A 24,333-nucleotide genomic window follows, 5' to 3' on the forward strand; every position below is an offset into this window, starting at 1 on the left:
TCTCACATGAAGGAGAAACGCTGCTTTATTAACGATAGTCATATTGCAATTCATCTATTGTTACATTGACATCTACATGTAAATTGTGATTATTGAAAAACCATATATCTTTTGCTTCAATATAGTACGTTACACCATCTACGACTGTTTGAACACCAATTTCAATGGGTTCTTCACGTGTCATACCAAGTGAAAAGCCTTCATGAAAAGGACTAGAGCCACCATATCTTGCATAAAAGCGAATGGTGTCACCATGAGCAACCTCCATCTCTTCTTTAAACCATTGTAAGGCTTTCTCTGTTAGCGTAATATCCATACAGGGTGCTCCTTTCTTCGTTAAAGCCATTTGACTTTTGGCTCTGTTCCGTTTTTAATACGTGTAATATTAGCACGGTGACGATAGACGATAAATGTAAATAGAAAGGCGACTAAAATGCCTAGTGCATAATCACCTGTGATAACATAATAAACGATAGCGTAAATTAATGCGACCAAAGCGGCAATCATAGAGGTTAAACTAACAATTTTAGTGATTTTCAATGTCACCATAAATGTAATAAACAGAACAACAAATAATGGCCACGAATAACCTAATAAAACACCTGCTGAGGTAGCAACGGCTTTGCCTCCACGAAACCCTGCAAAAATAGGAAACATATGACCAACTACCGCAACAAGCCCTAGCACTAAGCCGTGAACTGTCGCATCTGAAAACACAGGCAATGTGACAAGTAATACAGCTGCCGTGCCTTTGAGTACATCCATAATGGTTACAACGATTCCTGCTTTTTTCCCTAACGTGCGAAATGTATTGGTTGCACCTAAATTACCGCTACCATGCTCACGAATATCCGTTTTATAAAAAATTTTGCCAATCCATAACCCAGATGGAATGGAGCCAATTAAATAGGCACAAGCAAGTATGAGTAGATTGAACATAACACAACCCCTTTCCCTTTTATTCTACCACTTGGTACTAATAGTTTGTAATAAATATTTTACACTTTTTTAAGGAAATCTACAATGTAGAGAAGGGAATTTCATCTGTCTTCTTGAATTCAGTACAACTAAGAGAAAAATAGGTCATTTGGCAATTTTGTCAACTGCGCATTCCTTTGGTAGAATAGAGTTCTATGTTTTTGTTGAAAACGGTGCTTACAAATCACTAGCTATTGACAAGCAATGTTATTATAATAATGAGAAACTAAAAGAGAACATTCGTTTGTTTTTTGGAGGGAATTTTGTTGACGAATAAACAATCAACGAGCGTCTATAATGATGACGCCATACAAGTATTAGAGGGATTAGAGGCAGTAAGGAAGCGCCCAGGTATGTATATCGGTTCCACAGACGGTCGAGGACTTCATCATCTCGTATACGAAATTGTCGATAATGCCGTAGATGAAGCGTTGGCTGGCTTTGGTTCACATATTATTGTTACCATCCACAAAGATCAGAGCATTAGCGTGCGTGATTTTGCACGTGGAATGCCAACAGGAATGCACAAAATGGGCAAGCCGACACCTGAAATTATTTTCACTGTTTTACATGCAGGAGGAAAATTTGGACAAGGTGGCTATAAAACGAGTGGTGGTTTACATGGTGTCGGTTCCTCTGTTGTGAATGCCTTATCAACATTTTTAGAAGTGACGATTCATCGCGATGGGAAAAAATATCGTCAGCGCTTTGAAAATGGTGGACAACCTGTGACAACATTAGAGGAAATTGGTAACACAAAGCAAACGGGTACATTGGTGCATTTTTTACCTGATGAAACGATTTTCTCTGTGACAAAATATAATTATGCGACATTAGCTGAACGTTTACGGGAGTCTGCATTTTTATTAAAAGGTTTAAAAATTGACTTAATTGATGAGCGTGAAGAAGGACAGCAAGATACGTTCTTCTATGAAAACGGTATCGAGGCATTTGTTGGTTATTTGAATGAGGAAAAAGATGTTTTGCATCCTGTGAAATATGTGGAAGGTACACAAGAGGAAATCGAAGTAGAATTTGCCTTCCAGTATAATGATGGCTATTCAGAAACGATTTTATCCTTTGTCAACAATGTGCGCACACGTGATGGTGGTACACATGAAACAGGCGCAAAGGCTGCTTTAACACGGGTTTTTAATGAATATGCACGTAAAATTGGACTGTTAAAAGAGAAGGATAAAAATTTAGAGGGCACAGATATTCGAGAAGGTCTTGCAGCTATTGTTTCTGTCCGTATTCCTGAGCATTTATTGCAATTTGAAGGACAAACAAAGGGCAAGCTTGGCACAAGTGAAGCACGTTCTGCGGTAGACGGTGTCGTGTCTGAGCAAATTTTATATGTACTAGAAGAAAATGCGGAGCTATCTGCTTCCCTTGTACGAAAGGCAATTCGTGCGCAACAGGTGCGAGAAGCGGCTCGGAAAGCAAGAGAGGATGCACGTAACGGCAAGAAAAATAAAAAAGGTAGCACGATTCTTTCTGGTAAGCTAACACCTGCTCAATCTCGTAATGCGGCGAAAAATGAATTGTATTTAGTCGAAGGGGATTCGGCAGGAGGTTCTGCTAAGCAAGGTCGAGATCGTACATTCCAAGCAATTTTGCCATTGCGTGGGAAAGTCATTAATACGGAAAAAGCGAAACTACAAGATATTATGAAAAATGAAGAAATTGCCACGATTATTCATGCTATTGGTGCAGGTGTTGGGACAGATTTCGCTGTAGAAGATGCTGCCTATGATAAAGTAGTGATTATGACCGATGCGGATACAGATGGCGCACATATTCAAGTGTTACTACTGACATTTTTCTATCGTTATATGCGCCCATTGATTGAAGCAGGCAAGGTATTTATTGCTTTACCACCATTGTATAAAGTATCGAAGGGGACAGGCAAAAAAGAAGTAGTGGAATATGCGTGGACTGAAAACGATCTACAAAAAGCGATGAAAAAGGTCGGGAAAGGCTATGTACTTCAACGCTACAAAGGTCTTGGTGAGATGAATGCTGACCAACTCTGGGATACGACGATGAATCCAGCAACACGTACATTAATTCGTGTCACAATTGAAGATGGTGCACGTGCAGAGCGCCGTGTGACAACGTTGATGGGCGATAAAGTAGAGCCACGTCGTAAATGGATTGAAGCCAATGTCAACTTTGGCATGGAGGATGATGTCAATATTTTAGACAATGAATTCATCCAGCAAGAGGAGGTTTAAGTATGAGTCAAACAGAAGTATTTCAAGATTTACCACTAGAGGAAGTAATGGGTGATCGTTTCGGTCGCTATAGTAAATATATTATCCAAGACCGTGCACTGCCTGATGCACGTGATGGACTAAAGCCTGTACAGCGTCGTATTTTATATGCCATGCATACAGAGGGCAATACACATGATAAGCCATTCCGTAAATCGGCGAAAACAGTCGGGAATGTCATTGGTAACTACCATCCGCATGGAGATAGCTCGGTATATGAAGCAATGGTACGGATGAGCCAAGATTGGAAAGCTCGTCATATGTTGATTGAGATGCATGGAAATAACGGTTCTGTAGATGGAGATCCACCAGCAGCCATGCGTTATACGGAGGCAAGACTGTCTGCCATTGCGACAGAAATGCTGCGAGATATTGGCAAAAAGACGGTGGAATTTGTGCCGAATTTTGATGACCAAGATATGGAACCAACTGTGTTGCCAGCGCGTTTTCCAAATTTATTGGTGAACGGCTCTACAGGGATTTCTGCTGGTTATGCAACCGATATTCCACCACATGCATTAGACGAAGTGCTTGATGCTGTATTGATGCGTTTAGAAAAACCACAGACAACGGTTGATGAGTTAATGACGGTTATTAAAGGGCCAGATTTCCCAACAGGTGGGATTATTCAAGGTGTAGACGGCATTAAAAAAGCATATGAAACAGGTCGTGGGAAAATTATTGTCCGTGCTAAAGCGGCTGTCGAGTCCATTAAAGGTGGAAAAGAGCAAATTGTTATCACAGAATTACCTTATGATGTTAATAAAGCAAATTTGGTAAAAAAAATTGATGAGCAGCGTGTCGATAAGCGATTAGAGGGGATTGCAGATATTCGTGATGAATCGGATCGTACAGGATTGCGTGTCGTGATTGAGCTGAAAAAAGATGTGCCAGGGCAAGGTATTTTAAATTATTTGTTTAAAACAACGGATTTACAAGTAGCCTACAATTTTAATATGATTGCCATTCATAATCGCCGTCCAACCTTAATGACATTGCCATTATTGCTGGATGCTTATATTGCCCATCAAAAAGAGGTTGTGACGAATCGTTCTATTTATGATTTACAAAAGGCGAAGGAGCGTTCACATATTGTAGAGGGCTTGATGAAAGCCTTATCCATTTTAGATGAAGTGATTGCGACAATTCGTGCGTCTAAAGATAAAAAGGATGCAAAAGCGAATTTACAAGGACAATTTGATTTTACAGAGGCACAATCGGAAGCCATTGTGAGTTTGCAATTATATCGTTTGACGAATACAGATATTACAGAATTAAAGCTTGAACAAGATGAGCTCAACCAAACGATTGCGAAGTTAGAGGGTATTTTACAGAGTGATACGAAATTGGTACGCGTGATTAAGCAAGAGTTACAAGACATTAAAAAACGTTTTACAGAGCCACGCCGTTCTAAAATTGAACAGGATATTGAGGACATTAAAATTACATTGGATGTGCTTGTACCAAGTGAAGAGGTTGTTGTTACGTTGACGAAGGATGGCTATATTAAGCGAACATCTACACGCTCACATGCTGCATCCAATGGTCAAGATTTAGCGATGAAAGATTCTGATTATGTATTGTATGAAGGGTTATTAAATACACAGCATCATCTATTGCTATTTACAAACAAAGGAAATTATATTTATCAGCCTGTGCATGAATTACCTGATATTCGATGGAAGGAGCTTGGTCAGCATATTTCAAGCATCGTGCCTACGGGAGAAGACGAAACGATACTGGCAGCCTATGGTTTTGCGACGTTTGAGCAACCAGCAATGTATGTATTAACAGCGACCAAAGAAGGGCAAATTAAGCGTTCACCACTTGCTGATTATGCCGTGTCTCGTTACTCGAAGTCTATTAAAACAATGAATGTCAAAGCTGGCGATGAAATGATTTACGCAGGATTTGTGACAGATGAAGCGGAATTGTTATTGACGACAGATACTGGCTATGCGCTACGTTTCCCAATCGAGGAGCTGCCGATAACAGGTGTAAAAACAGGTGGTGTCAAAGGAATCACATTAAAAACCGATGAGACATTGGTTGGTGTGAATGTTTTAAATCCGAGTGAGACTGAATATGTAGCCGTTGTAACACAGCGTGGAGCTGTGAAAAAAATGAATGTCGCTGAGGTAGAGTTAGCGAATCGTGCCAAACGTGGTGTGAAAATTCTAACCGAATTAAAAACAAATCCTCATCGTCTTGTAGCGGTTGTCAAAGCAACAGATGATGAACAACTAGTGATTGGCACAGAAAAAGGTGTTCAAGAGCTACTTGATGTTCAAGCGTTGTCACGTGCAGATCGTTTATCGAATGGCTCCTTTAAAATCGATATTACCGCAGATGGCGCTATTTCTTACGTATTGACTGTGAAAAAAGAGCAAGCTGAGGAAAACTAAAATGACTTTTTCATCGTCCTGTATAAATGATACAGGGCGATGTTTTTCTATAGAAATGGGAGAAAGTAGGGATGAGGATGCGTGTTTTAGGTGCGATTGTGGATGAGGAAACGAGATGTGTGCATTATCATACAGAAAAAGATATTATTGCGATTAAATTCAAATGCTGTGCGCAATATTATCCATGCTATCAATGTCATGAGGAGCATGCCGATCATGCCATTGAGCGCTGGGAGAAAGAGGAATGGGGAACAAAAGCTATTTTATGTGGCAAGTGTCAAACAGAGCTGACGATTGAGGAGTACATGGCTGTAACACATTGCCCACACTGTCAGTCGTTATTTAATGAAGGCTGTGCAAATCATTATCATCTTTATTTTGTGTATTAATCAACAGCTTTGGTTGTGGGATAATCAACCAATATTTGAATTTATAAATAGCCTTTTATAGAAATTTACTTTAAAATAATATTAGTTAGAAATAAAATGAATAATTTGGCAATAAGGGATTAAAAATTTTAAAAACTAAATTTGCTTAAGTAAGGGGGGAACAATTATAATACTTTGGTTTCGGCACTTACCACAGATAGATATGAAGTTGTCAGATTGGACGCCTTTCATACAGAATCATTGGTATCGTCAACATTATATGAAATTTGTCTATCTATTGCAGTTCATTATTTTACTGATACCTTCCTTTTTTGAAACAAGCTTCATGCACATTCATATTTTTTGGCTCATTATAATGGGTATTATTGTTTTTATTATTCACGAATATATTCATATTATTACCATAAATAAAAAAGGCGATATTAGCTTAACTTTTCGAGGATTTTTTTGGCTAAATACAAACGCAGTCCTGTCTAAAACGAGATTTTGGTTATTTATGAGCTTACCTTTTATTCTATTATCAATCATTCCTGTCATTCTATCTTTATATGTACCAAGTAATATCAAATCAATCTTATTATTTGTAAGCTGGATCAACACACTGATTTCCGCTTCAGATATCATTAATTCCTGTTTAATTGCACTTAAACCAAGAAATGCTGTTTTTTGCAGAGGTTATTATCGAGTTAACTAAGATTACATGATTTTTATTTCTACATAATAGATTCACTTGATGCTAGAAAAAACGAATGACTTTACTATAATCCATACTTACGATACGATAGCACTATAGAGATGTACGAAAGGGGCATGGACTTGAATGGGAGATATTCTTTAATGGTGAAGTAATTGAAGAAATAGATGAAGGGCTCTAAGGGAGAACTATGTCTATTTTTCTATACACCATTATTGAATCGCTGAGTTCATGTGCTAGTAACACGCCGAACGGATGCCGATTTTAGGTATTCGTTTTTTGGCGTAGTATACATCTCTACCTAGCATGTTCGTATTCGGCGTTTCTAAAAAAGGAGATGCTTTTATGAAACGTTTAACTAATAAAATTGCGATTGTTACAGGGGCAAGCCGAGTGAATGGAATTGGGACAGCGATATGTCGGGCTTTGGCTAGTGAAGGCGCGGACATTTTCTTTACACATTGGTCAAGCTATGATGCACAGATGCCCTATGTTGTGGAGAAAGATGCAAATTGGTCTTTGCAATTGATGGAGGAAATTCGCCATTTAGGTGTACGCTGCGAATCGATGGCAGTGGATTTGTCACAGCTAGATGCACCAAAACAATTACTAGCTGAAGTGCATGAAAAATTAGGCTCTCCGTCGATTCTTGTGAATAATGCCACACATTCCGTTGATGTGGATTTTCGTACAATCAATGCTGAGATTTTAGATGCTCATTATTATGTGAATGTTAGAGGTACATGTCTATTGACTGTGGAATTTGCTCGTCAAATTGAAGGCAGGCATGGTGGACGTGTGATTCATATGGTATCAGGTCAAGATAAATCGCCTGAGCCTGGTAATTTAGCCTATGTAGCGACAAAAGGGGCTGTGTCTACCTTCACAAAATCCGTTGCACTCGAATTAGCACCGCTTCAAATTACGGTGAATGCCGTGGACCCTGGGCCAACAGATAGTGGATGGATGGGCCATGACTTAAAAGCTAATTTATTACCTAAATTTCCAATGGGGCGAATTGGCGAACCAAGGGATGCGGCGAAATTAGTGGTTTTTTTAGCGAGTGATGAAGCCGCATGGATTACAGGGCAAATTATTCATTCAGATGGTGGGTTTTGGTGAACATTTTGGACAGTAAATTTGCAAAAAACGCCGAAATCTTGAATTTAGAGAAAACGTGTATTTTCTCTCAACGAAGTTATAAATAAATGGTACAATGATGTTAAGTAATAGTTTAAAGTAACTTGGTGGAAGGGGTGACATATCAATGACAGATCGTGAATTATTTGAATTAGTACTACAAAAAGTAACGAGTATGGAAACAAATATGCAAGAGATGAAAACAGATATCAAGGACTTAAAGGAAGATGTACAGGTATTAAAAGAGGATGTTAAAGCGCTTAAAGAAGATGTTGATGTACTTAAAGAAGATGTTAAAGTGCTTAAAGAGGACGTTAAAGTGCTTAAAGAAGATGTTAAAGTACTTAAAAAAGATGTTCAAAATTTAAAATCAGAGCAACAGAAAACAAATGAACGATTGGCGAGCATTGAAGCAAAACAGCATATCATGTATGAGCAAACAGGAAAACTAGCTGAATACCATATCGAAACAATGGCTCGTTTTGAAACGGTAGCAACAAAAGCAGATTTAGAATACTTTGAACATAAAATAGCCAAACATGAGCGTGCTATTTTTCAACTACAGAAAAGAGCTTAAATTGAAGTGAAAAATACTTTGTCTGATGGCTCTTGTTATTTCTCTGATTCTATGGTTATAATATTCAACGACAAGTGCATATGAAAAGAATGTAGGGGAGCTAGTGAATGCTAGCTGAGATTGTGTCCGATAGATGCTCACCCTTTGAACCTGATTTGGCTCGTACCAGCGTAGGGAACATCGAATTCAAAACGAAAATTTTGATTGTGATTACAAAGCGTCTGGGAACATTCCTAGGCGCTTTTTTTCTATTCGTTTCATATGGAATCATTGTGGAGGAGGATTTAGAAATGAAAAAATGGTGGATATTATTGTTGGCTATGCTCGTGCTGGTGGCTGGCTGTAGCCAAAAAGATAGTAAACAAGAAGGGGATACCTTGCAAAAGGTTTCCGTTGTGCTGGATTGGACACCAAATACCAATCATACAGGGCTCTATGTGGCACAAAAGCTAGGTTATTTTAAAGAGCAAGGATTAGATGTCGAGATTTTATCGCCAGGTGATGCAGGAGCAGATCAGCTTGTGGCATCAGGCAAGGCAGAGTTTGGGGTGAGCTATCAAGAAGCCATTACACAGGCACGTGTGCAGGATGTACCATTAGTGTCCATTGCGGCTGTCATTCAGCATAATACATCTGGCTTTGCATCGATTGCGTCAAAAGGTATTACATCACCAAAGGATTTTGAAGGTAAGACATATGGTGGCTGGGGTGCACCGTTAGAACAGGCAGTTTTACAATCATTAATGCAAACGGAGAATGCAGATATTAATAAACTGGATATTGTCAATGCAGGCGATTTAGACTTCTTTACGATGATGAAGCAAGATATTGATTTTGCATGGATTTATTATGCATGGACAGGTATTGAAGCAGAATTACGTGGGGAAAAATTAAATATGCTGTATTTAACAGATTATAGTGAGCAATTGGATTATTATACACCTGTTCTTGCGACAAATGAAAAAATGATAGCGGACCATCCCGATACAGTCAAAGCCTTTGTTGCTGCGGTAGCAAAGGGCTATGAATATGCAATGGTGAACCCAAGTGAAGCGGCAGCTATTTTATTAGAGGCAGCACCTGATTTAGATAAAGAGCTTGTACATAAAAGTCAGGAATGGCTAGCAAACAAGTATCAGGACGATGCAGCACAATGGGGGGAACAAAAGCTGGCTGTATGGGAAAACTATGCGAAATGGATGCAAGACAATCAAGTATTAGAGGGAAATTTTAATGCCTCAGAAGCCTTTACAAATGACTTTTTACCAACAAAGGAGACAAAATAAGATGGCGAACTCATTAATTAGTGTACAAATCATTCCAAAAACAGAAAAATACGAGGATGTTATTCCATATGTGGATGCTGCTATTGCGATTATTGATGCGGCTGGTGTGCCCTATGAGGTACATCCATTAGAAACAACGATGGAAGGTGAACTACCTGTATTACTGCAAATTATTGAACGAATGAATGAAAAAATGATTGAGCTTGGTGCTATCAATGTGATTACACAGGTGAAAATTTTATACCAACCAGCAGGTATTACATTAGGTACATTAACGGAGAAATATCGTTGATGAAGCGAGGGTTGAACAAAGGAAGGTCGATGCTTTTTATCGCCTTCCTCTTATGTATTTGGGAGATTTCTGTACGGCTTGCCGAAATTCCACATTGGTTATTGCCAGCTCCTAGCAGGATTTTTAAGGAAGCCACACAATCCTATGATACCTTTTTCCCACATGTAATGGCGACGATTCAATTAGCGTTACTAGGGTTGACAATCGGTGTGCTTTGTGGATTAAGTGTAGCGATTTTACTACATCGCTTTGTCTTTATACGTGAGCTGCTTTATCCGATTTTGATTATGTCGCAAAATATTCCTGTCCTCGTATTAGCGCCATTATTAATTATTTGGTTTGGCTTTGGCTTATTGCCGAAGCTGATTATTATTTGTCTTGTCTGTTTCTTTCCGATTGTGATTGCGACAATGGATGGCTTTCGTCAAACACCAGCTGAGCTCAAGCATTATTTTCAAATGATTGGTGCAAGCAAATCACAATTATTTTGGAAATTGGAATGGCCGTATGCTTACCCTGCGATTTTTTCAGGTGTTAAAATTGCGGCTACTTATAGTGTAATGGGGGCAGTAATTGCAGAATGGCTTGGGGCGAAGAAGGGCATTGGCGTTTATATGACATTATCTCAATCCTCCTTCCGTACAGACCGTGTATTTGTGGCTATTTTTGCGATTATCCTTTTAAGTTTATTATTATTTTATCTGATTCGTTTGCTAGAGCAATTATTTGTCAAGGGGAGGGGCGCAGATGTTACATATTCAAAACATTGATAAAAGCTTTGATTCCCTACAAGTCATTCAGGGGCTTTCCTTTGAGGTACAGGATGGGGAATTCGTAGCGATTATCGGACCATCTGGTAGCGGGAAAAGTACACTCTTTCAATTAATTGGCGGGGTAACGTCGCTGGATGAGGGCGCTATTTTATTAGATGGGGAAGCAATTCAACAACAGCGTGGCGTTATTGGCTATATGCCACAGCAGCCTTGTTTACTGCCATGGCGCACTATTCTAGACAATGTAATACTTGTGGAGGAGTTACGGCATAAGCCGAATATGGAGCTAGCAAAGGAATGGCTAGATAAGGTGGGACTATCAGCATTTCAGCAAGCTTATCCACATGAGCTGTCAGGAGGTATGCAGCAACGTGTATCATTCATCCGTGCCATTGTCAGCAATAAGCCGATTTTATGTTTAGATGAACCCTTTTCAGCTTTGGATGAATTTACAAGACTGGAAATGCAGGCATGGCTTGTGTCAACGTGGGAGACGTATCGTAAATCGGTGTTGTTTGTTACACATAGTATTGAGGAGGCTTTATTTTTAGCAGATCGTGTCATTGTTTTAACGAAGCGACCTGCTACGGTCAAAGCAGAAATAGAGGTTCCATTTGCACGACCACGCACAGAGGATATTCGCCATTCAGCTACTTTTACAGCTTTAAAGCAGCAGCTATTTACCTATTTGAAGGAGGAAGCGTATGCTGATTGATGCCCATATTCATTTAGACAAATATCAGGCAGAGGAAATTCCTGCATTGCTAGAAGAGGTAGAAATGGTGATTGCGGTCAGTATGGATAGAGATTCTTGTGAACAGACATTAGCCCTTACACAAGTTTATCCAAAAGTGAAGGCAGCATTTGGTTTTCATCCAGAGCAAGCTTTACTAAATGAGACAGAGGAAGCGGCGCTGTTCGCATGGATACGTCAGCATGCACATCATATGGTAGCCATTGGGGAAGTGGGATTGCCGTATTATTTAAAACAAGAGCAGTCTGTTGATTATACGCCCTACATTCAACTATTAGAGCGTTTTCTTGTGCTCGCCAAGGAATTGCATAAGCCGATTGTTTTGCATGCTGTTTATGAGGATGCTGAAATTGTTTGTGATTTACTTGAAAAACATCAAGTGACAAAAGCACATTTTCATTGGTTTAAGGGCAGTGAAGCAGTAGTGCAACGTATGATCCGTAACGGTTACTTTATCTCGATTACACCTGATTGCTTGTATGAGCAGGAAATCCAACAGTTAATTCAAGCCTATCCTTTAGGGCTAATGATGGTCGAAACGGATGGACCTTGGCCGTTTGAGGGACCGTTTGACAAGCAACGGACATCTCCATATATGATGTATCAAAGTATTGATGTCATAGCTTCTTTGAAAGGGCTAGAGCGCCAGAAAGTAGCTGACCAGATTACGCACAATACGAAGTTTTTTTATGGGCTATAAATGCGAGTACGAAGCACAGTTATTATCATTCAAGAGCATAAGGTAGCAGTAATCAAACGCATTCGTGGCAATTCATTGTATTATGTTTTTCCAGGTGGGGGTATAGAAGCGGGTGAAATAGCAGAGGAAGCTGCAAAAAGAGAAAACTTTGAGTAGCAGTGGAGATTCAAACCTGTCTAGATGAGATGGAACAGCACGTTATTTTTCTTGCTACTATCGTTGGTGTGTTTTTGGAACGGGACAAGGGATTGAATATACAACTGCTGGGAGAGGAATATATGAGCCGATGTGGATAGCTATTGCTACACTTAAAATCCAAACATTCTATCAATAAGCCGAGAACCATTCATATGTTCTCGGCTTATGTGAATTAATGTGACACATCTTGCACTGAAATCCCTGTATTGGCTTTGACATCAACCTCACGATACTTCGCTGCATCTGTTTCTTTTGATAATAATGTGCCAATAAAGCCACCTAAGAAGCCTAGTGGTACAGAAATAATAGCTGGATTTGTTAAGGAAATTAAGGCTGTTCCCACGAAAATGGCCTTACCTTCAACTGGGTTCCACACATTTGGTGACACAGCGACTAAAATAAGTGCTGAAATCAAACCTGTTAGCATCGCTGTGACCGCGCCTGCTGTATTAAAACGCTTCCAATAAATTGTGTAAATAATAACAGGTAAATTGGAGGATGCCGCAATACAGAAGGCAATGGATACTAAAAAGGCTACGTTTAACGTTTGTGCACCAAGTGCTAAAATAATGGATACAACAGCAATAGCGATAGAGCCAAGACGAGCTGCAGTGACTTGTTGCTTTTCCGTAACTTTCCCTTTTTTAATGATTTGCCCATAAATATCATGCGATAGGGCAGATGCACCTGATAATACAAGACCAGCAACTACAGCTAAAATCGTAGCAAAGGCTACTGCACAGACAAAGGAGAATAAAATATCGCCACCAAGCTGCTTTGCCAGTAGTGGGGCAGCCATATTACCAGCCGCATTTGCTGCAATAATGTTTTCCTTTCCAACGAATGCCGCTGCACCGAAGCCTAAGAAAATGGTTAAGACGTAGAAAATACCAACAATCCATGTTGCCCAAATAACAGAGGAGCGAGCTGTTTGTGCATCCTTTACTGTAAAGAAACGCATTAAAATATGTGGAAGCCCTGCTGTTCCTAATACTAATGCAATCAACATTGAAATCGTATCAATGCCATTTGTATACTTCAGTCCTGGATTTAAGTAATCTTCACCATTCTCTGTAACCGTTTTCATTTCGGTGAACATATTGGCGATGCTGAAGTTAAATTCTCTCAACACTAAAAATGAAATAATGACTGTCCCAAGCATTAATAAGCAGGCTTTAATAATTTGTACCCAAGAAGTAGCTGTCATTCCGCCAAATAATACATAAATGGTCATCATTGTCCCCACAAGTAAGACCGCAATCCAATAGTCAATGCCTAATAGTAATTGAATCAGTGCACCAGCACCAACAAGCTGTGCAATCATATAAAATAATACAATGGTAATGGTACTTAGTGCTGCTGTACCACGCACCTTCGCTTTATCAAAACGTGCTGTAATCATATCAGCTAATGTAAATTTCCCAAGATTACGTAATGGCTCAGCTACAATATATAATACGACTAAATAAGCTACTAAATAGCCGATAGAGAAGAAGAAACCATCAAAGCCAAACAAAGCAACTGCGCCTGCAATCCCTAAGAAAGAAGCTGCGGATAAATAATCACCTGCAATAGCTAGTCCATTTTGCCAGCCAGTTAAACCGCCACCCGCCGTATAGAAATCACTAGCAGAGGAGGTACGTTTTGATGCCCACCATGTAATAACAAGCGTTAATCCAACAATTGCGACGAAGAAAAAGACCGCTATCAAGCTCATACCATTGTTCATTAGTGATTACCTCCATTTTCATATTCAGCGATAATTGCCTTTGCTTCTTTGTCAAAGCTGTTTGCCTTCGCTACATATAAGTGACATAACCCCCATGTCATCACAAATAACCCTGCCGAATAAATCCACACCCAGGTAATATCCCCAATTGCCTTTTGATGTAGAATTGTCGTGTAAGAGGTTAGAATCGGTAATAACAGATAGCCACATAAGAAGACTGCTGTTATCGACCAAAGAAACGTATTTTTTCTTCTGACTAAGGCCTTAAACGAGGCTTGCTGTGCAATTGCATCATAGTCAATATCATTCTTTTTGTTTACTTGTTTGTTTGCCATTCACATTCCCCCTAATGTTTGTGAAAATAATTGAATAAGTAATTGTTATAGCACAGATGATTTTGCTATAAAAAGTATATTTATTCTCTTATTCTCATTTATTTTAGTAGGAAAAATTTTATAATGCAATATAGAATTTTTACTATTTGTAATTTTTAGTTATTTTAAAAATATTGATATAATAAGGATTTGATTGATATTCATAAGAATTTATCATGGAGGAATATATATTTTAAAAATAATATATTGACAATTTCATTGCTCAAAAGAGAAAATTTCTGCATAAATGAAAGAAAAGAAAAAACGGATAAGATGGTAATGAATCACAAATAATGAAGGGAAAATAGGGGGTTCTTATTATATAACAGTTACGATAACATAATAAAAAATCATAGCCTTGTACTTTCATTGCATCTTCTTATACAATGAATAGGATGTTAAATGAATTAGGAAGTGATTTGCAATATGAAAAAAAGTATGTTGCTTGCTTGTATGTTACTCATAAGCGTTATATTAAGTGCATGTGGTAGCTATCAATTCAAGCCTGAGCTCGATATTCAAGTAGAGGATTTTACTGTGACGAATCAGCACAATGAGCAAGTAAGCTTGGCTGATTTAAAGGGCAAGCCATGGTTAGCGATGTTTATTTTTACAAGCTGTACGACAATATGTCCGCCAATGACATATAATATGACGGAAATCCAAAAGGCATTGAAAGATAAAGGGCTGGAGGATTATCAAATTGTTGGCTTTAGTGTTGATCCTGAAATTGACCATCCACAAGTATTAGCTGATTATTTGAATAAATTTTCACCAATCGATGCTAGTAAATGGCAGCTATTCACAGGCTACCAACAGGCATTTATCGAAGAGTTCGCTAAAAATTCATTTCAATCATTAGTAAGAAAAACGGTGAACTCCGACCAAGTAACACATATGTCGCGATTTTATTTAGTCAATGCAGATGGTACGGTTGTGAAAGACTATAATGGCTCAGAGGATGTGCCAACAGAAACGATTGTGGCAGATATGAAGGCTTTAATGCAAGAAAAATAAGAAGGACGCTCACCTTTCCTTTGTTGAAAGGGGGCGTCTTTTATTGCAAATACAATAAAATTACGTTATATTTAATATAAGATTTTTATGTTGCATTTGCAATAAAATATACGAAGGAGAGCATGAATGAAAGAGATTCTTCGAGAAATTGGTATGATTGCTCGAGCGTTGGATTCCATTAGTAATATCGAGTTTAAAGAATACGACCTGACGAAAGGGCAGTATTTATACCTTGTACGAATCTACGAAAATCCTGGCATTATTCAAGAAAAGCTGGCGGAGATGATTAAAGTTGACCGTACAACCGCAGCAAGAGCCATTAAAAAGCTAGAATTGAATGGTTTTATTGAAAAAAGAGATGATTCCGATAATCGAAAAATCAAAAGGCTCTTTGCCACAGCAAAAGGGGCACAAATTTACCCCATTATTAAAAGAGAAAATGATTATTCCAATAGCGTCGCATTAACAGGCTTTTCAGCAAGCGAGACGAAGCTGATTGCCGAGCTGTTGCAAAGAGTGAGAAAAAACGTGGAAGTGGATTGGGAATATGTGAAAAAAGGGCATAAAAGAGAATATTAATGGAGGATCGGACGAATGACAATCACCATGAGAAAATGTCAACTTGACGATGTACAACAATTGAAAGAAGTAAGTATTACTACATTTTATGAGACATTTCAAGCGCAAAATTCACCTGAAAATATGCAGGCTTATTTGGCAAAAGCCTTTCATACTGAGCAATTAGAAAAAGAATTGACTACAGCACACTCCACTTTTTATTTCATCTATGATCAAGAAGAACTTGTAGGCTATTTAAAGGTCAATATGGATGAGGCACAGTCGGAGCAAATGGGGGACGATTCACTCGAAATTGAGCGCATTTATATTAGAAATGGTCATCAAGGTAAAGGGCTTGGCAACTATTTAATCGACAAAGCTGTAGCAATCGCTGCCGCGCAAGGAAAAGCGAGTATTTGGCTTGGTGTATGGGAGAAAAATGAGCCAGCAATCGGCTTTTATCAAAAAATGGGCTTTAGGCAAACAGGAGCGCATTCATTTTATATGGGGGATGAAGAACAAATAGATATTATTATGACAAAAGCGGTAGGAGCGATTTAGATGTATATTCCTAAATATTACACCATAACAGATGTAACAGAAATTACAGAATTTGTTACCCATAATGCCTTCGCTACAATCGTTTCCATTCGAAAGGGGAAACCAATCGCAGCCCATATACCCTTGATGCTACAAACAATACAAGGGGAAGATTACCTCACAGGTCATTTAGCATATGGCAATCCACTATGGAGAACGTTTGAGGAGGTGGATGAAGTGCTCGTCATCTTCAATGGTCCACATGCATATATTTCTTCCTCTTGGTATGAAAAAGAAAATGTGCCTACGTGGAACTATCAAGTTGTCCATATATATGGTAAAGCAAGTCTTATGGAGGGCAAAGAGCTAGCACAAGATTTAGCGCAATTACTTGAAAAATACGAGAAATTCCGTGAAAATCCTGTTTTATGGGATAAGCTGTCTCCTGAATTGTTAGAGCAAGAAATGAAAGGCATCAAAGGATTTAAAATTAAAATAACAGAAATGCAAGCTGCCTATAAATTAAGTCAAAATCGGAATGCTACGGATTATGCCAATATTATTCAGCAGCTTTATAAAGAAAAGGAACCACAGGCGGATCGGATAGCAGATGCTATGAAAAAAAGGCATATGAAGTAATTGGCAAAAGCCAGAACATCTGTGGCTTGGATGACGGATATTCTGGCTTTTAACAAACTGAGGCCGTTAATCGAGCAAAAGGGGTTGAATATATCCTAGCGTCTTTCGTTTATGAATGATAGCTCAACCGTTTTGCAATCGTTTTTATACATATGGATTTCTTCGATCGTTTGCAAAACCATATTTTTCTCGCATGGTTTTCACCTCTTTGTAGAGAGTTAATAGGCAATAACATTTTCGAATACATCGTTAATATTGATAATGAAATCGTCATAAAGCGATACTTTTAATGTGAGTGCCACTTCTTTTTTCTCTTCCTCTGACATTTGCTCCCAATCCCAATCAGGAAGCACGGTATAGACATTATCAAGGTTATATTTGCCCTCTTTTAATAAATAGACCTCAATCGATTTAGCGACAGGGTCGATAATCCAATATTCTTTTACGCCATGTTTTTCATAGAGTTCTTTCTTATCCCCTCTATCCTTGCGTGCTGTAGATGGTGAAAGCACTTCAACCATTAAGTCAGGCGCGCCATATATGCCATTCGGTTTCATGATGTTGGGGTTACATACAATCATACTATCAGGAATCTCTCTATTTTTTTCATCAAAATGAACGTCCACACCGTCCGTAAAGTAGCGGCATTTTTTACCTTTCAGATAGTTACCCATTAGTAAGGCTAGATTGGTGATAATGGTATTGTGGTTCAGTGTCGGACGGAGTGACATCATAATCGCCTCACCATCAATTATTTCTGTACGAGGGTCTATAAATGGTTCGCTCATCGCCATTCGCTTCAACTCCTTATTTTTGTGCTTCCAGTATAGTGTATATGTGATACGTATTTCTATTGATAGGGAGGGTCAATTTAGCCCTCCATTTCCAAAGCAAGCAAAGGGTAGCTGCTCAAGGAGAGTAGATGCTTTATAAAGATTGGTCAATGGACATTGAAACGGTCTATGGAGGAAGATTTAGAACGACTCAGAGATTACCCAAGCTATGGTCAATCACAAATAGTAGGTGCATGGAAGAATAAGCTTATTTTTGCTGGTACAGAAACAAATTCATCATTTGATGGACATCTCGAAGGAGCTCTTCAGTTAGCCGAGCAAGCGATTGCTAAAATTACGGACTCAAAAAAATATCAATAGGGTATAAATAAGGTGTTTGTGGTTCCTCGATTTGTACCCATTCTTCTATTTTAATAACGGGTAAGTAGGAGCCGTTTAATTCGGTTATCGCTAATGTGCCAATTGCCTCAAGCCATGTATCTTCCTGCAAGGAAATAGCTTCGGGAAATTCAGCTAGAAACCCGACAATGCTGGCATCGGCAATACAATGTGTAATAAAAAATCTGGATAGAACCAATTGATTTTCAGCAAAGTCCTCTTCCTTTAAAATAAATCCCTTCAATTGTATTTTTCTCCCTATATACGTTGATAAATTATTGTTGATATCCTCATAATAAATTGTGTAATCCTTATCCGTCATTTGAATGATGGGTTTGGCGACAAGCTGTTTTTTTAGGGTGTCATATTCCTGCTTTGTCATCTCCTGTTTACCCTCCAACAGCCCTGGGTCAGGCTCAGCATCATAAATATTTTCCACTATTGGCTCGTTGGTAGTGAGATAGTCTTCTATTTTTGCTTGTTGCTGCTTAGCTAGCATCAAAACACCACCTTTTTTCTCAGCCATTGCAGCATCCATTAGCTGTGCAGGAAATACAAATCCGCTAATAATAGGTAGTAAAATAATGATATAAGAAAATAATTTTATCTCATGGTCATGACTACAATGGTGATGCTTTACTGCTGAAAATGATAGAATTCGAGTCACTTGTACGATAAACAACATAAAAAATAATAGAGAGGCTGTGATGCTTAAATATTCATATTTCGGATTAATAAATTTTTGGATATTATCAGTAACATGTAGACTTGCAATCATCGCTGAAAAAGCAAGTAAAATAATCGCTTTGACCACCTGTTGAAAATGAACTTTCACAATATCCCTCCATGCGCTAATAGCAGTAAACTACCATAAACCACAGTAGCAATTAGCATGACTAGCCATATCACAAACTTCAATCGAAATACACCTAATAGCATCATCGTATTTTTCAAGTCCACCATAGGGCCAAAAATTAAAAAGGCTAAAATGGCTGGAGAAGGGAACATGGCACTAAATGAAGCTCCTATAAAGGCATCTGCCTCTGAGCAAAGTGACAAAATATAGGCTAGTCCCATCATAACAAGCATGGAAGAGGGGAGGTCATTGCCTATTGATACAAGTGTTTTGGTAGATATATATGTTTGCACAAAAGCAGCTAAAAAAGCCCCTATAATTAAATATTTCCCCATATCGAAAAATTCATCGATTGCATGCTGTAACATATGCAGTAATTTAGCGAAAAAGGATGCATTTGTCGTGAGATGTGTGTGGTTAGGATGGAAAGGCTCTTTTTTAAATTGCGTTCCTTTAAAAAAAACACCAATCATTAGTGCAACGATGACGGCAATACAAAAGCCTAGCAACATGCGTAGCCCTGCTATTTTTAAATCATTGCCGAAAGCCATATAAGTGGAAAGAATGACAATAGGGTTAATAAGTGGGCCCGTCAACATAAAGCCCATCGCTGCATGTAAAGGAACGCCTTTTGTCATCAATCTTCTGACGATAGGCACGATTCCACATTCACAAGCAGGAAATAACGCCCCAACGACACAGCCCATGATAATTGACAGTGCTTTATTTTTCGGAATCCATCTTTGAATATGTGCCTCTGTTATAAAAATTTGAATAAAACCTGCGATTAGCACGCCTATTAATACAAATGGGAGTGCTTCTATTAGAATACTTAAAAATATCGTGTTGAGATTGAGTATTGAGGTGTGCAAAGTGCTAACGTTCATTGCGAGTGCTAGCAAAAGTAATATCGCCAAAATGCTCCAAGTAGTCGATCGATATATAAATTGTCCCATTATTCCCTCCATAAACAGTAATAATTACGTTTTAAAGTAATTTATGTGAGGTAGTAGTCAGATATGACAATTTAGGCAAAAGATAAGACCAGTATCTAGCTGGTCTGGTCACTTTATATCAAAGTATACGGTTGGAATCCTTTTGTCATCGTGCGGGCAACAGTCGTTGTTAATGTTTCTAATGAACAGTCGAATTTTCCTGCGAACCAGTCTTGATAGAGTGAAACAAGCCCACCGACTAAAAAATGAACATGATATATTAACTCATCGTTCGATTGGCAGGTTTCATCGCAGCTTAAAATTTTCGCTATTAAAACATCCTGCAATTTTGTGATAAAAGTAGGAGCACATTGTGTATTGGTAATTGTGCGATAAAATTCTATATCCTGCTCGAAAAAATGAGTTACTTTTACTAACAATGGCATGGGGTTTTGAATAATATCAACACTTGTGAAATCTTGCAGAAACGCTACTATATTGTCCATTATTTCATTTTCTATTTCTTCAAAAACGGCAAAAATATCCGCATAATGGGCATAGAATGTGCCTCTACTAATTTCAGCTCTTTCTACAATATTTTTAACCGTTATTTTTTCTATTTCCTTTTCTAAAATTAATGCTGCTAATGCATATCGAATCATTTTTCGTGAGCGAATCGCACTTTTATATTCTGTTTTACTAGCCATTTTTAGCTCTCCTCCAAAAATTTTTCTAAAGTTATACATTATAGTAGGGAAGTGTTCAAAATTATACATATGGGCAAAAATTGAACATTGTGCCGTGCTATAAGGCTAAGTATACTTTGCTTACAGACAAAAGTATACATGTGTTTGATTTTGAAAGTAGGGGACATAACGATGAAAAAAATAATGAATTGGCGATTGGCCTCGTTCGTTTTATGGATAGTAGTGACAGTCATGATTGTTATGACAATGCCCAATTTGGAGCAATTAGTAAGGGAAAAAGGACAAATTACGATTCCTGACAGTGCCCAAAGTAATCAAGCTGAGGCGATGCTGAAGCAAATGAATGAGAATAATGGTGACAGTTATCAAATCATTGCTATTTTCAATAGTGGTCATGAGCAAGCATTGACAACTTCACAAAAGACAGAGATAGAAAAAATAATCAAACAATTAAAAAGTCAACAATCTGCAATAGGTATTCGTCAAATGATGACGCATTTAGATAATGAGCAAACACAGCAACAGCTTATTTCTCAAGATAAATCTACTATTTTAGCGCAAATTTCTGTACAGAAAAATAATCGAGAAATTGCTGACGTAGCGAAAGAGCTGTATAAAATTGTAGCTAGCGAAAATGTAGACGTCTATTTGACAGGAGATAGTCTTGTGATGGAGGATTTTGTTCAATCCACACAAGAGGGAATTCAAAAAACGGAAGTCATCTCGGTTATTTTTATTATTGTGGTGCTTATTCTTATTTTCCGCTCGCCAATCGTGCCGTTCGTTTCCCTGTTATCAGTAGGCATATCCTATTTAGTGTCGCTTGGAATTATTGCGCACTTAGTAGATCAATTTAATTACCCATTTTCGAATTTTACACAAGTATTTTTAGTCGTAATTTTATTCGGTATTGGGACAGATTATAATATTTTATTATTTACACGATTTAAGGAGGAGTTAGTCAAACAGGAGGATAGCTGGGCAGCCGTTCGCGCAACGTATAAAACGGCTGGTAAAACTGTGCTATATAGTGCGCTCGCGGTGTTTATTGGGTTTATCGCACTGATTTTAGCTGAATTCAAATTATACCAAGCAAGTTCATCTGTATCGATTGGCGTAGCTGTCCTTGTCCTTGTATTAATGACCTTAAATCCGTTTTTTATGATGCTATTAGGGAAGAAGCTATTCTGGCCAGCGAAAACATTTCATGGGCATAATGAAAGCAAAATTTGGGGGCTTTTAGCGAGGACCTCTGTTATCAGACCATTTATTGCGTTAATTTTTATCGCTATTTTATGTGTACCATTTGTTATGAGCTATAGCCATTCACTAAGCTACAATGATTTGTTGGAGGTGGATGACCGCTATTCCTCTAAACAAGGAATTAATGTGATTGAGCAACATTTTCCTGCTGGCTTTTCTTCTCCAACAACCCTAGTTATCCAGTCAAATCATGCATTGGATAATGCCCAATCATTACAAGCATTAGATGAGCTGGCTGAACAAATTACTCAAATAGATGGTGTAGCAGAGGTGTTAACTGCCACTCGTCCAATTGGTGAAAAAATAACGGATTTCTATATGACAGCGCAAACCAAGCAATTGAATAATGGACTTGGTGATGCTAATGACGGTGTTGGCAAAATAAATAATGGCTTATCTACAGCTGAGCAGCAATTTAAGCAAGCTGATACAAATGATATAGAAAATGTTCAAGCATTAATTGATGGAACAACTGATGTGAAAGCAGGTGTTGCTAGTTTAAGCGATGCTGTAGAGCAATTGGCAAGCGGTGTAGGGACAGGGGCTAATGGTGCACAGGAGCTAGAAGAAGGACTAGCATCTGTCAAAGAGAATATGGCTACTTTATCACATTCGGTAGCACAACTAATGAACAGCTATACGGCAATTGAAAAAGGGTTAGCATCGTTTAGCAGCTCCTTTTCAACGATTCAGCACACCGTGGACAGTGTTCAAAAAAGCTATGAGCAGATTGAAAATAGCATGACAGCACTTATCCAATCAAAGCCAGAGTTAGCGAATGATGTTCATGTGCAAACTACAATGGATATTGCTTCAACTAACAAGCAACAGCTAGGTGATTTATCAGCACAATTACAAGTATTAACAGCTCAATATGGAGAGGCACTAGCGTCTTTTAAAGAAGCAAATACGGCGCTTGCCCAAGTGAATCATGGCTTTTCTCAATTACAGGTTGGTGTAAGTCAGCTATATGACGGATCATCTAGTTTAAAACAAGGGTTGCAAAAGGCAGCTAATGGCTCCAATGAAATGGCAAGCCAAACACCAGCTCTTGCAGCTGGCTTAACAGTGATTAATGATGGGCAAAAGCAACTACTTACTGGCTTAACAGATTTAGCAAATAACATGATAACCTTACAAACGGGCTTAGCTGAAAGTACAAATGGCTTGCAGGAAGTGAGCAGAGGTTTAACGAATGCTCAACACTATTTGACAGGTCTAAGCGAATCAAAGGCATCTGAAAAATTCTATATTCCACAAGATGCTTTAAAAAGTACTGCATTCCAAAGCTCATTGAATATGTATATGTCTGACGACCGAAAAACAGCGAAAATGGGTATTATATTAGATGTTAACCCATATTCAAAGGAAGCGATGGTTATTGTGAAGCGAATTGAGCAGGCGATTATGAAACATAATGCGTTACAGGGTATGGAGGCTGCAATTGGTGGAAAAACGGCTCAAAACGTAGACCTTGAAGAAATTGCGAATGGAGATTTCACACGAACAGCAATGATGATGTTAATTGGCATAGGCATCATTCTCATCATCATTACCCGTTCATTTTTGACACCGATTTTCATTATAGGCGCGCTTGTATTAACCTACTTCACAGCTCTTGGGATGAGTGAATTATTTAGTATGAAGCTATTACATGTCAATGAGCTAGGGTGGAATGTACCGTTCTTTGGCTTTATTATGATTGTAGCGCTAGGTGTGGATTACAGTATCTTTTTACTGATGCGTTATAGAGAGATGGATCATCATTCTACACAGGCGATTGTTGATGCTACACGTCATATTGGTGGTGTTGTGATAGCAGCAGCCATTATTCTTGGTGGTACATTTGCAGCTTTGATTCCTTCAGGGATCCTGACACTTATGGAAATCGCACTGACTGTTATTTTCGGTCTTTTCTTGCTTAGCTTTGTGACATTACCAATCTTGATTCCTGCATTGTTCGGCATTGTAGAGCGAATTCGGGCAATGGGGAGAATGAAAAAGGAAGGCTAAGGTTATTTAATAATCGATTTATACTAATTGCTTGGTATAAATCGATTTTTTAGTGTCTTTAAGTTTGA

General features: G+C 38.4%; 26 protein-coding genes and 1 riboswitch. Of the genes, 18 read left to right on the forward strand and 8 right to left on the reverse strand.

What is annotated here, in order from left to right:
- Positions 1–28: 28 nt before the first annotated feature.
- Together OPF91_RS10935 and plsY are read right to left on the reverse strand one after the other, a co-directional pair.
- Positions 29–316 carry a HesB/YadR/YfhF family protein gene (locus tag OPF91_RS10935; protein ID WP_264988785.1) on the reverse strand — a complete coding sequence of 96 codons (288 nt, stop codon included), beginning with the start codon at positions 314–316 and terminating at the stop codon, positions 29–31.
- 20 nt (positions 317–336) lie between these two features.
- Positions 337–939 carry a glycerol-3-phosphate 1-O-acyltransferase PlsY gene (plsY, locus tag OPF91_RS10940; protein ID WP_264988786.1) on the reverse strand — a complete coding sequence of 201 codons (603 nt, stop codon included), beginning with the start codon at positions 937–939 and terminating at the stop codon, positions 337–339.
- Between the two features lie 305 nt (positions 940–1,244).
- Here plsY and parE point away from each other — a divergent pair, with 305 nt between their 5' ends.
- From parE to OPF91_RS11000, 12 genes are all read left to right on the forward strand, one after another.
- Entirely contained in the window at positions 1,245–3,215 is a 1,971-nt protein-coding gene (parE, locus tag OPF91_RS10945) for a DNA topoisomerase IV subunit B (protein ID WP_264988787.1), read from the forward strand.
- Between the two features lie 2 nt (positions 3,216–3,217).
- Positions 3,218–5,659 (forward strand): DNA topoisomerase IV subunit A, encoded by a 2,442-nt coding sequence (gene parC / locus OPF91_RS10950; RefSeq protein WP_264988788.1) that lies wholly within the window; start codon positions 3,218–3,220, stop codon positions 5,657–5,659.
- Positions 5,660–5,736: 77 nt separating this feature from the next.
- Complete coding sequence (locus OPF91_RS10955; RefSeq protein ID WP_264988789.1) at positions 5,737–6,048, forward strand: CHY zinc finger protein; 312 nt, start codon at positions 5,737–5,739, stop codon at positions 6,046–6,048.
- Between the two features lie 202 nt (positions 6,049–6,250).
- Complete coding sequence (locus OPF91_RS10960; protein ID WP_264988790.1) at positions 6,251–6,742, forward strand: DUF3267 domain-containing protein; 492 nt, start codon at positions 6,251–6,253, stop codon at positions 6,740–6,742.
- A gap of 345 nt (positions 6,743–7,087) precedes the next feature.
- Entirely contained in the window at positions 7,088–7,864 is a 777-nt protein-coding gene (locus OPF91_RS10965) for an SDR family oxidoreductase (RefSeq protein WP_264988791.1), read from the forward strand.
- Between the two features lie 145 nt (positions 7,865–8,009).
- Entirely contained in the window at positions 8,010–8,459 is a 450-nt protein-coding gene (locus tag OPF91_RS10970) for a hypothetical protein (RefSeq protein WP_264988792.1), read from the forward strand.
- A gap of 83 nt (positions 8,460–8,542) precedes the next feature.
- A riboswitch (TPP riboswitch) is annotated at positions 8,543–8,653 on the forward strand.
- Positions 8,654–8,749: 96 nt separating this feature from the next.
- The gene (locus OPF91_RS10975; RefSeq protein WP_264988793.1) at positions 8,750–9,745 is read left to right on the forward strand and encodes an ABC transporter substrate-binding protein; all 996 of its coding nucleotides are present in this window, start codon (positions 8,750–8,752) and stop codon (positions 9,743–9,745) included.
- Position 9,746: 1 nt separating this feature from the next.
- Positions 9,747–10,037 (forward strand): thiamine-binding protein, encoded by a 291-nt coding sequence (locus OPF91_RS10980; RefSeq protein WP_264988794.1) that lies wholly within the window; start codon positions 9,747–9,749, stop codon positions 10,035–10,037.
- Positions 10,037–10,807: an ABC transporter permease gene (locus tag OPF91_RS10985; protein WP_264988795.1), complete on the forward strand. Its 771-nt coding sequence runs from the start codon at positions 10,037–10,039 to the stop codon at positions 10,805–10,807. The genes OPF91_RS10980 and OPF91_RS10985 overlap by 1 nt, the downstream gene beginning before the upstream one ends.
- Entirely contained in the window at positions 10,785–11,525 is a 741-nt protein-coding gene (locus tag OPF91_RS10990) for an ABC transporter ATP-binding protein (RefSeq protein ID WP_264988796.1), read from the forward strand. The genes OPF91_RS10985 and OPF91_RS10990 overlap by 23 nt, the downstream gene beginning before the upstream one ends.
- Positions 11,515–12,264, forward strand: a complete 750-nt coding sequence (locus OPF91_RS10995; RefSeq protein ID WP_264988797.1) for a TatD family hydrolase — start codon at positions 11,515–11,517, stop codon at positions 12,262–12,264. Before OPF91_RS10990 ends, OPF91_RS10995 begins: the two co-directional genes overlap by 11 nt.
- Complete coding sequence (locus tag OPF91_RS11000; RefSeq protein WP_264988798.1) at positions 12,265–12,420, forward strand: NUDIX domain-containing protein; 156 nt, start codon at positions 12,265–12,267, stop codon at positions 12,418–12,420.
- Between the two features lie 214 nt (positions 12,421–12,634).
- Here the strand turns inward: OPF91_RS11000 and OPF91_RS11005 are convergent, their stop codons facing one another.
- Both OPF91_RS11005 and OPF91_RS11010 read right to left on the reverse strand, forming a co-directional pair.
- The gene (locus tag OPF91_RS11005; protein ID WP_264989147.1) at positions 12,635–14,179 is read right to left on the reverse strand and encodes a solute symporter family protein; all 1,545 of its coding nucleotides are present in this window, start codon (positions 14,177–14,179) and stop codon (positions 12,635–12,637) included.
- A gap of 11 nt (positions 14,180–14,190) precedes the next feature.
- Positions 14,191–14,526: a DUF485 domain-containing protein gene (locus OPF91_RS11010; RefSeq protein WP_264988799.1), complete on the reverse strand. Its 336-nt coding sequence runs from the start codon at positions 14,524–14,526 to the stop codon at positions 14,191–14,193.
- Positions 14,527–14,991: 465 nt separating this feature from the next.
- On the opposite strand from OPF91_RS11010, the gene OPF91_RS11015 reads away from it, so the two are divergent.
- The 4 genes from OPF91_RS11015 (at position 14,992) to OPF91_RS11030 (ending at position 17,319) form a co-directional block, all read left to right on the forward strand.
- Entirely contained in the window at positions 14,992–15,582 is a 591-nt protein-coding gene (locus OPF91_RS11015; protein WP_264988800.1) for an SCO family protein, read from the forward strand.
- A 126-nt stretch (positions 15,583–15,708) separates the two neighbouring features.
- Positions 15,709–16,161, forward strand: a complete 453-nt coding sequence (locus tag OPF91_RS11020; protein ID WP_264988801.1) for a MarR family winged helix-turn-helix transcriptional regulator — start codon at positions 15,709–15,711, stop codon at positions 16,159–16,161.
- A 15-nt stretch (positions 16,162–16,176) separates the two neighbouring features.
- Positions 16,177–16,701, forward strand: a complete 525-nt coding sequence (paiA, locus tag OPF91_RS11025) for a spermidine/spermine N(1)-acetyltransferase (protein WP_264988802.1) — start codon at positions 16,177–16,179, stop codon at positions 16,699–16,701.
- On the forward strand, positions 16,702–17,319 hold the full coding sequence (locus tag OPF91_RS11030) for an FMN-binding negative transcriptional regulator (protein ID WP_264988803.1): 618 nt from the start codon (positions 16,702–16,704) through the stop codon (positions 17,317–17,319).
- A 218-nt stretch (positions 17,320–17,537) separates the two neighbouring features.
- On the opposite strand, the gene OPF91_RS11035 is transcribed toward OPF91_RS11030, so the two are convergent.
- Positions 17,538–18,113: a Uma2 family endonuclease gene (locus OPF91_RS11035; RefSeq protein ID WP_264988804.1), complete on the reverse strand. Its 576-nt coding sequence runs from the start codon at positions 18,111–18,113 to the stop codon at positions 17,538–17,540.
- 156 nt (positions 18,114–18,269) lie between these two features.
- Between OPF91_RS11035 and OPF91_RS11040 the strand changes: the two genes are divergently transcribed.
- Positions 18,270–18,473: a hypothetical protein gene (locus OPF91_RS11040; protein ID WP_264988805.1), complete on the forward strand. Its 204-nt coding sequence runs from the start codon at positions 18,270–18,272 to the stop codon at positions 18,471–18,473.
- On the opposite strand, the gene OPF91_RS11045 is transcribed toward OPF91_RS11040, so the two are convergent.
- The 3 genes from OPF91_RS11045 to OPF91_RS11055 all read right to left on the reverse strand — a co-directional run bounded on the left by OPF91_RS11045 (position 18,448) and on the right by OPF91_RS11055 (position 20,989).
- Complete coding sequence (locus OPF91_RS11045) at positions 18,448–19,326, reverse strand: TIGR03943 family putative permease subunit (RefSeq protein ID WP_264988806.1); 879 nt, start codon at positions 19,324–19,326, stop codon at positions 18,448–18,450. The two genes, OPF91_RS11040 and OPF91_RS11045, sit on opposite strands and share 26 nt — an antisense overlap.
- Complete coding sequence (locus OPF91_RS11050; protein WP_264988807.1) at positions 19,323–20,303, reverse strand: permease; 981 nt, start codon at positions 20,301–20,303, stop codon at positions 19,323–19,325. The genes OPF91_RS11045 and OPF91_RS11050 overlap by 4 nt, the downstream gene beginning before the upstream one ends.
- Positions 20,304–20,416: 113 nt before the next feature.
- Entirely contained in the window at positions 20,417–20,989 is a 573-nt protein-coding gene (locus OPF91_RS11055; protein ID WP_264988808.1) for a TetR/AcrR family transcriptional regulator, read from the reverse strand.
- Between the two features lie 171 nt (positions 20,990–21,160).
- On the opposite strand from OPF91_RS11055, the gene OPF91_RS11060 reads away from it, so the two are divergent.
- Positions 21,161–24,265 (forward strand): MMPL family transporter, encoded by a 3,105-nt coding sequence (locus OPF91_RS11060; RefSeq protein WP_264988809.1) that lies wholly within the window; start codon positions 21,161–21,163, stop codon positions 24,263–24,265.
- The last annotated feature ends 68 nt before the right edge of the window (positions 24,266–24,333 follow it).

Origin of the sequence: Lysinibacillus piscis (assembly GCF_026012395.1) — a bacterium.
GTDB lineage: Bacteria > Bacillota > Bacilli > Bacillales_A > Planococcaceae > Lysinibacillus > Lysinibacillus piscis.

Coding starts and splice junctions, on each gene's coding strand:
- OPF91_RS11020 (WP_264988801.1), top strand. CDS start 15,709: ATGAAAGAGATTCTTCGAGAAATTGGTATGATTGCTCGAGCGTTGGAT.
- OPF91_RS10970 (WP_264988792.1), top strand. CDS start 8,010: ATGACAGATCGTGAATTATTTGAATTAGTACTACAAAAAGTAACGAGT.
- OPF91_RS11035 (WP_264988804.1), bottom strand. CDS start 18,113: ATGGCGATGAGCGAACCATTTATAGACCCTCGTACAGAAATAATTGAT.
- plsY (WP_264988786.1), bottom strand. CDS start 939: ATGTTCAATCTACTCATACTTGCTTGTGCCTATTTAATTGGCTCCATT.
- OPF91_RS10955 (WP_264988789.1), top strand. CDS start 5,737: ATGCGTGTTTTAGGTGCGATTGTGGATGAGGAAACGAGATGTGTGCAT.
- OPF91_RS11055 (WP_264988808.1), bottom strand. CDS start 20,989: ATGGCTAGTAAAACAGAATATAAAAGTGCGATTCGCTCACGAAAAATG.
- OPF91_RS11000 (WP_264988798.1), top strand. CDS start 12,265: ATGCGAGTACGAAGCACAGTTATTATCATTCAAGAGCATAAGGTAGCA.
- OPF91_RS10985 (WP_264988795.1), top strand. CDS start 10,037: ATGAAGCGAGGGTTGAACAAAGGAAGGTCGATGCTTTTTATCGCCTTC.
- OPF91_RS11030 (WP_264988803.1), top strand. CDS start 16,702: ATGTATATTCCTAAATATTACACCATAACAGATGTAACAGAAATTACA.
- OPF91_RS11005 (WP_264989147.1), bottom strand. CDS start 14,179: ATGAGCTTGATAGCGGTCTTTTTCTTCGTCGCAATTGTTGGATTAACG.
- OPF91_RS11050 (WP_264988807.1), bottom strand. CDS start 20,303: ATGGGACAATTTATATATCGATCGACTACTTGGAGCATTTTGGCGATA.
- OPF91_RS10960 (WP_264988790.1), top strand. CDS start 6,251: ATGAAGTTGTCAGATTGGACGCCTTTCATACAGAATCATTGGTATCGT.
- parC (WP_264988788.1), top strand. CDS start 3,218: ATGAGTCAAACAGAAGTATTTCAAGATTTACCACTAGAGGAAGTAATG.
- OPF91_RS10965 (WP_264988791.1), top strand. CDS start 7,088: ATGAAACGTTTAACTAATAAAATTGCGATTGTTACAGGGGCAAGCCGA.
- OPF91_RS11060 (WP_264988809.1), top strand. CDS start 21,161: ATGAAAAAAATAATGAATTGGCGATTGGCCTCGTTCGTTTTATGGATA.
- OPF91_RS10995 (WP_264988797.1), top strand. CDS start 11,515: ATGCTGATTGATGCCCATATTCATTTAGACAAATATCAGGCAGAGGAA.
- OPF91_RS10975 (WP_264988793.1), top strand. CDS start 8,750: ATGAAAAAATGGTGGATATTATTGTTGGCTATGCTCGTGCTGGTGGCT.
- OPF91_RS11010 (WP_264988799.1), bottom strand. CDS start 14,526: ATGGCAAACAAACAAGTAAACAAAAAGAATGATATTGACTATGATGCA.
- OPF91_RS10935 (WP_264988785.1), bottom strand. CDS start 316: ATGGATATTACGCTAACAGAGAAAGCCTTACAATGGTTTAAAGAAGAG.
- OPF91_RS10990 (WP_264988796.1), top strand. CDS start 10,785: ATGTTACATATTCAAAACATTGATAAAAGCTTTGATTCCCTACAAGTC.
- OPF91_RS10980 (WP_264988794.1), top strand. CDS start 9,747: ATGGCGAACTCATTAATTAGTGTACAAATCATTCCAAAAACAGAAAAA.
- OPF91_RS11015 (WP_264988800.1), top strand. CDS start 14,992: ATGAAAAAAAGTATGTTGCTTGCTTGTATGTTACTCATAAGCGTTATA.
- paiA (WP_264988802.1), top strand. CDS start 16,177: ATGACAATCACCATGAGAAAATGTCAACTTGACGATGTACAACAATTG.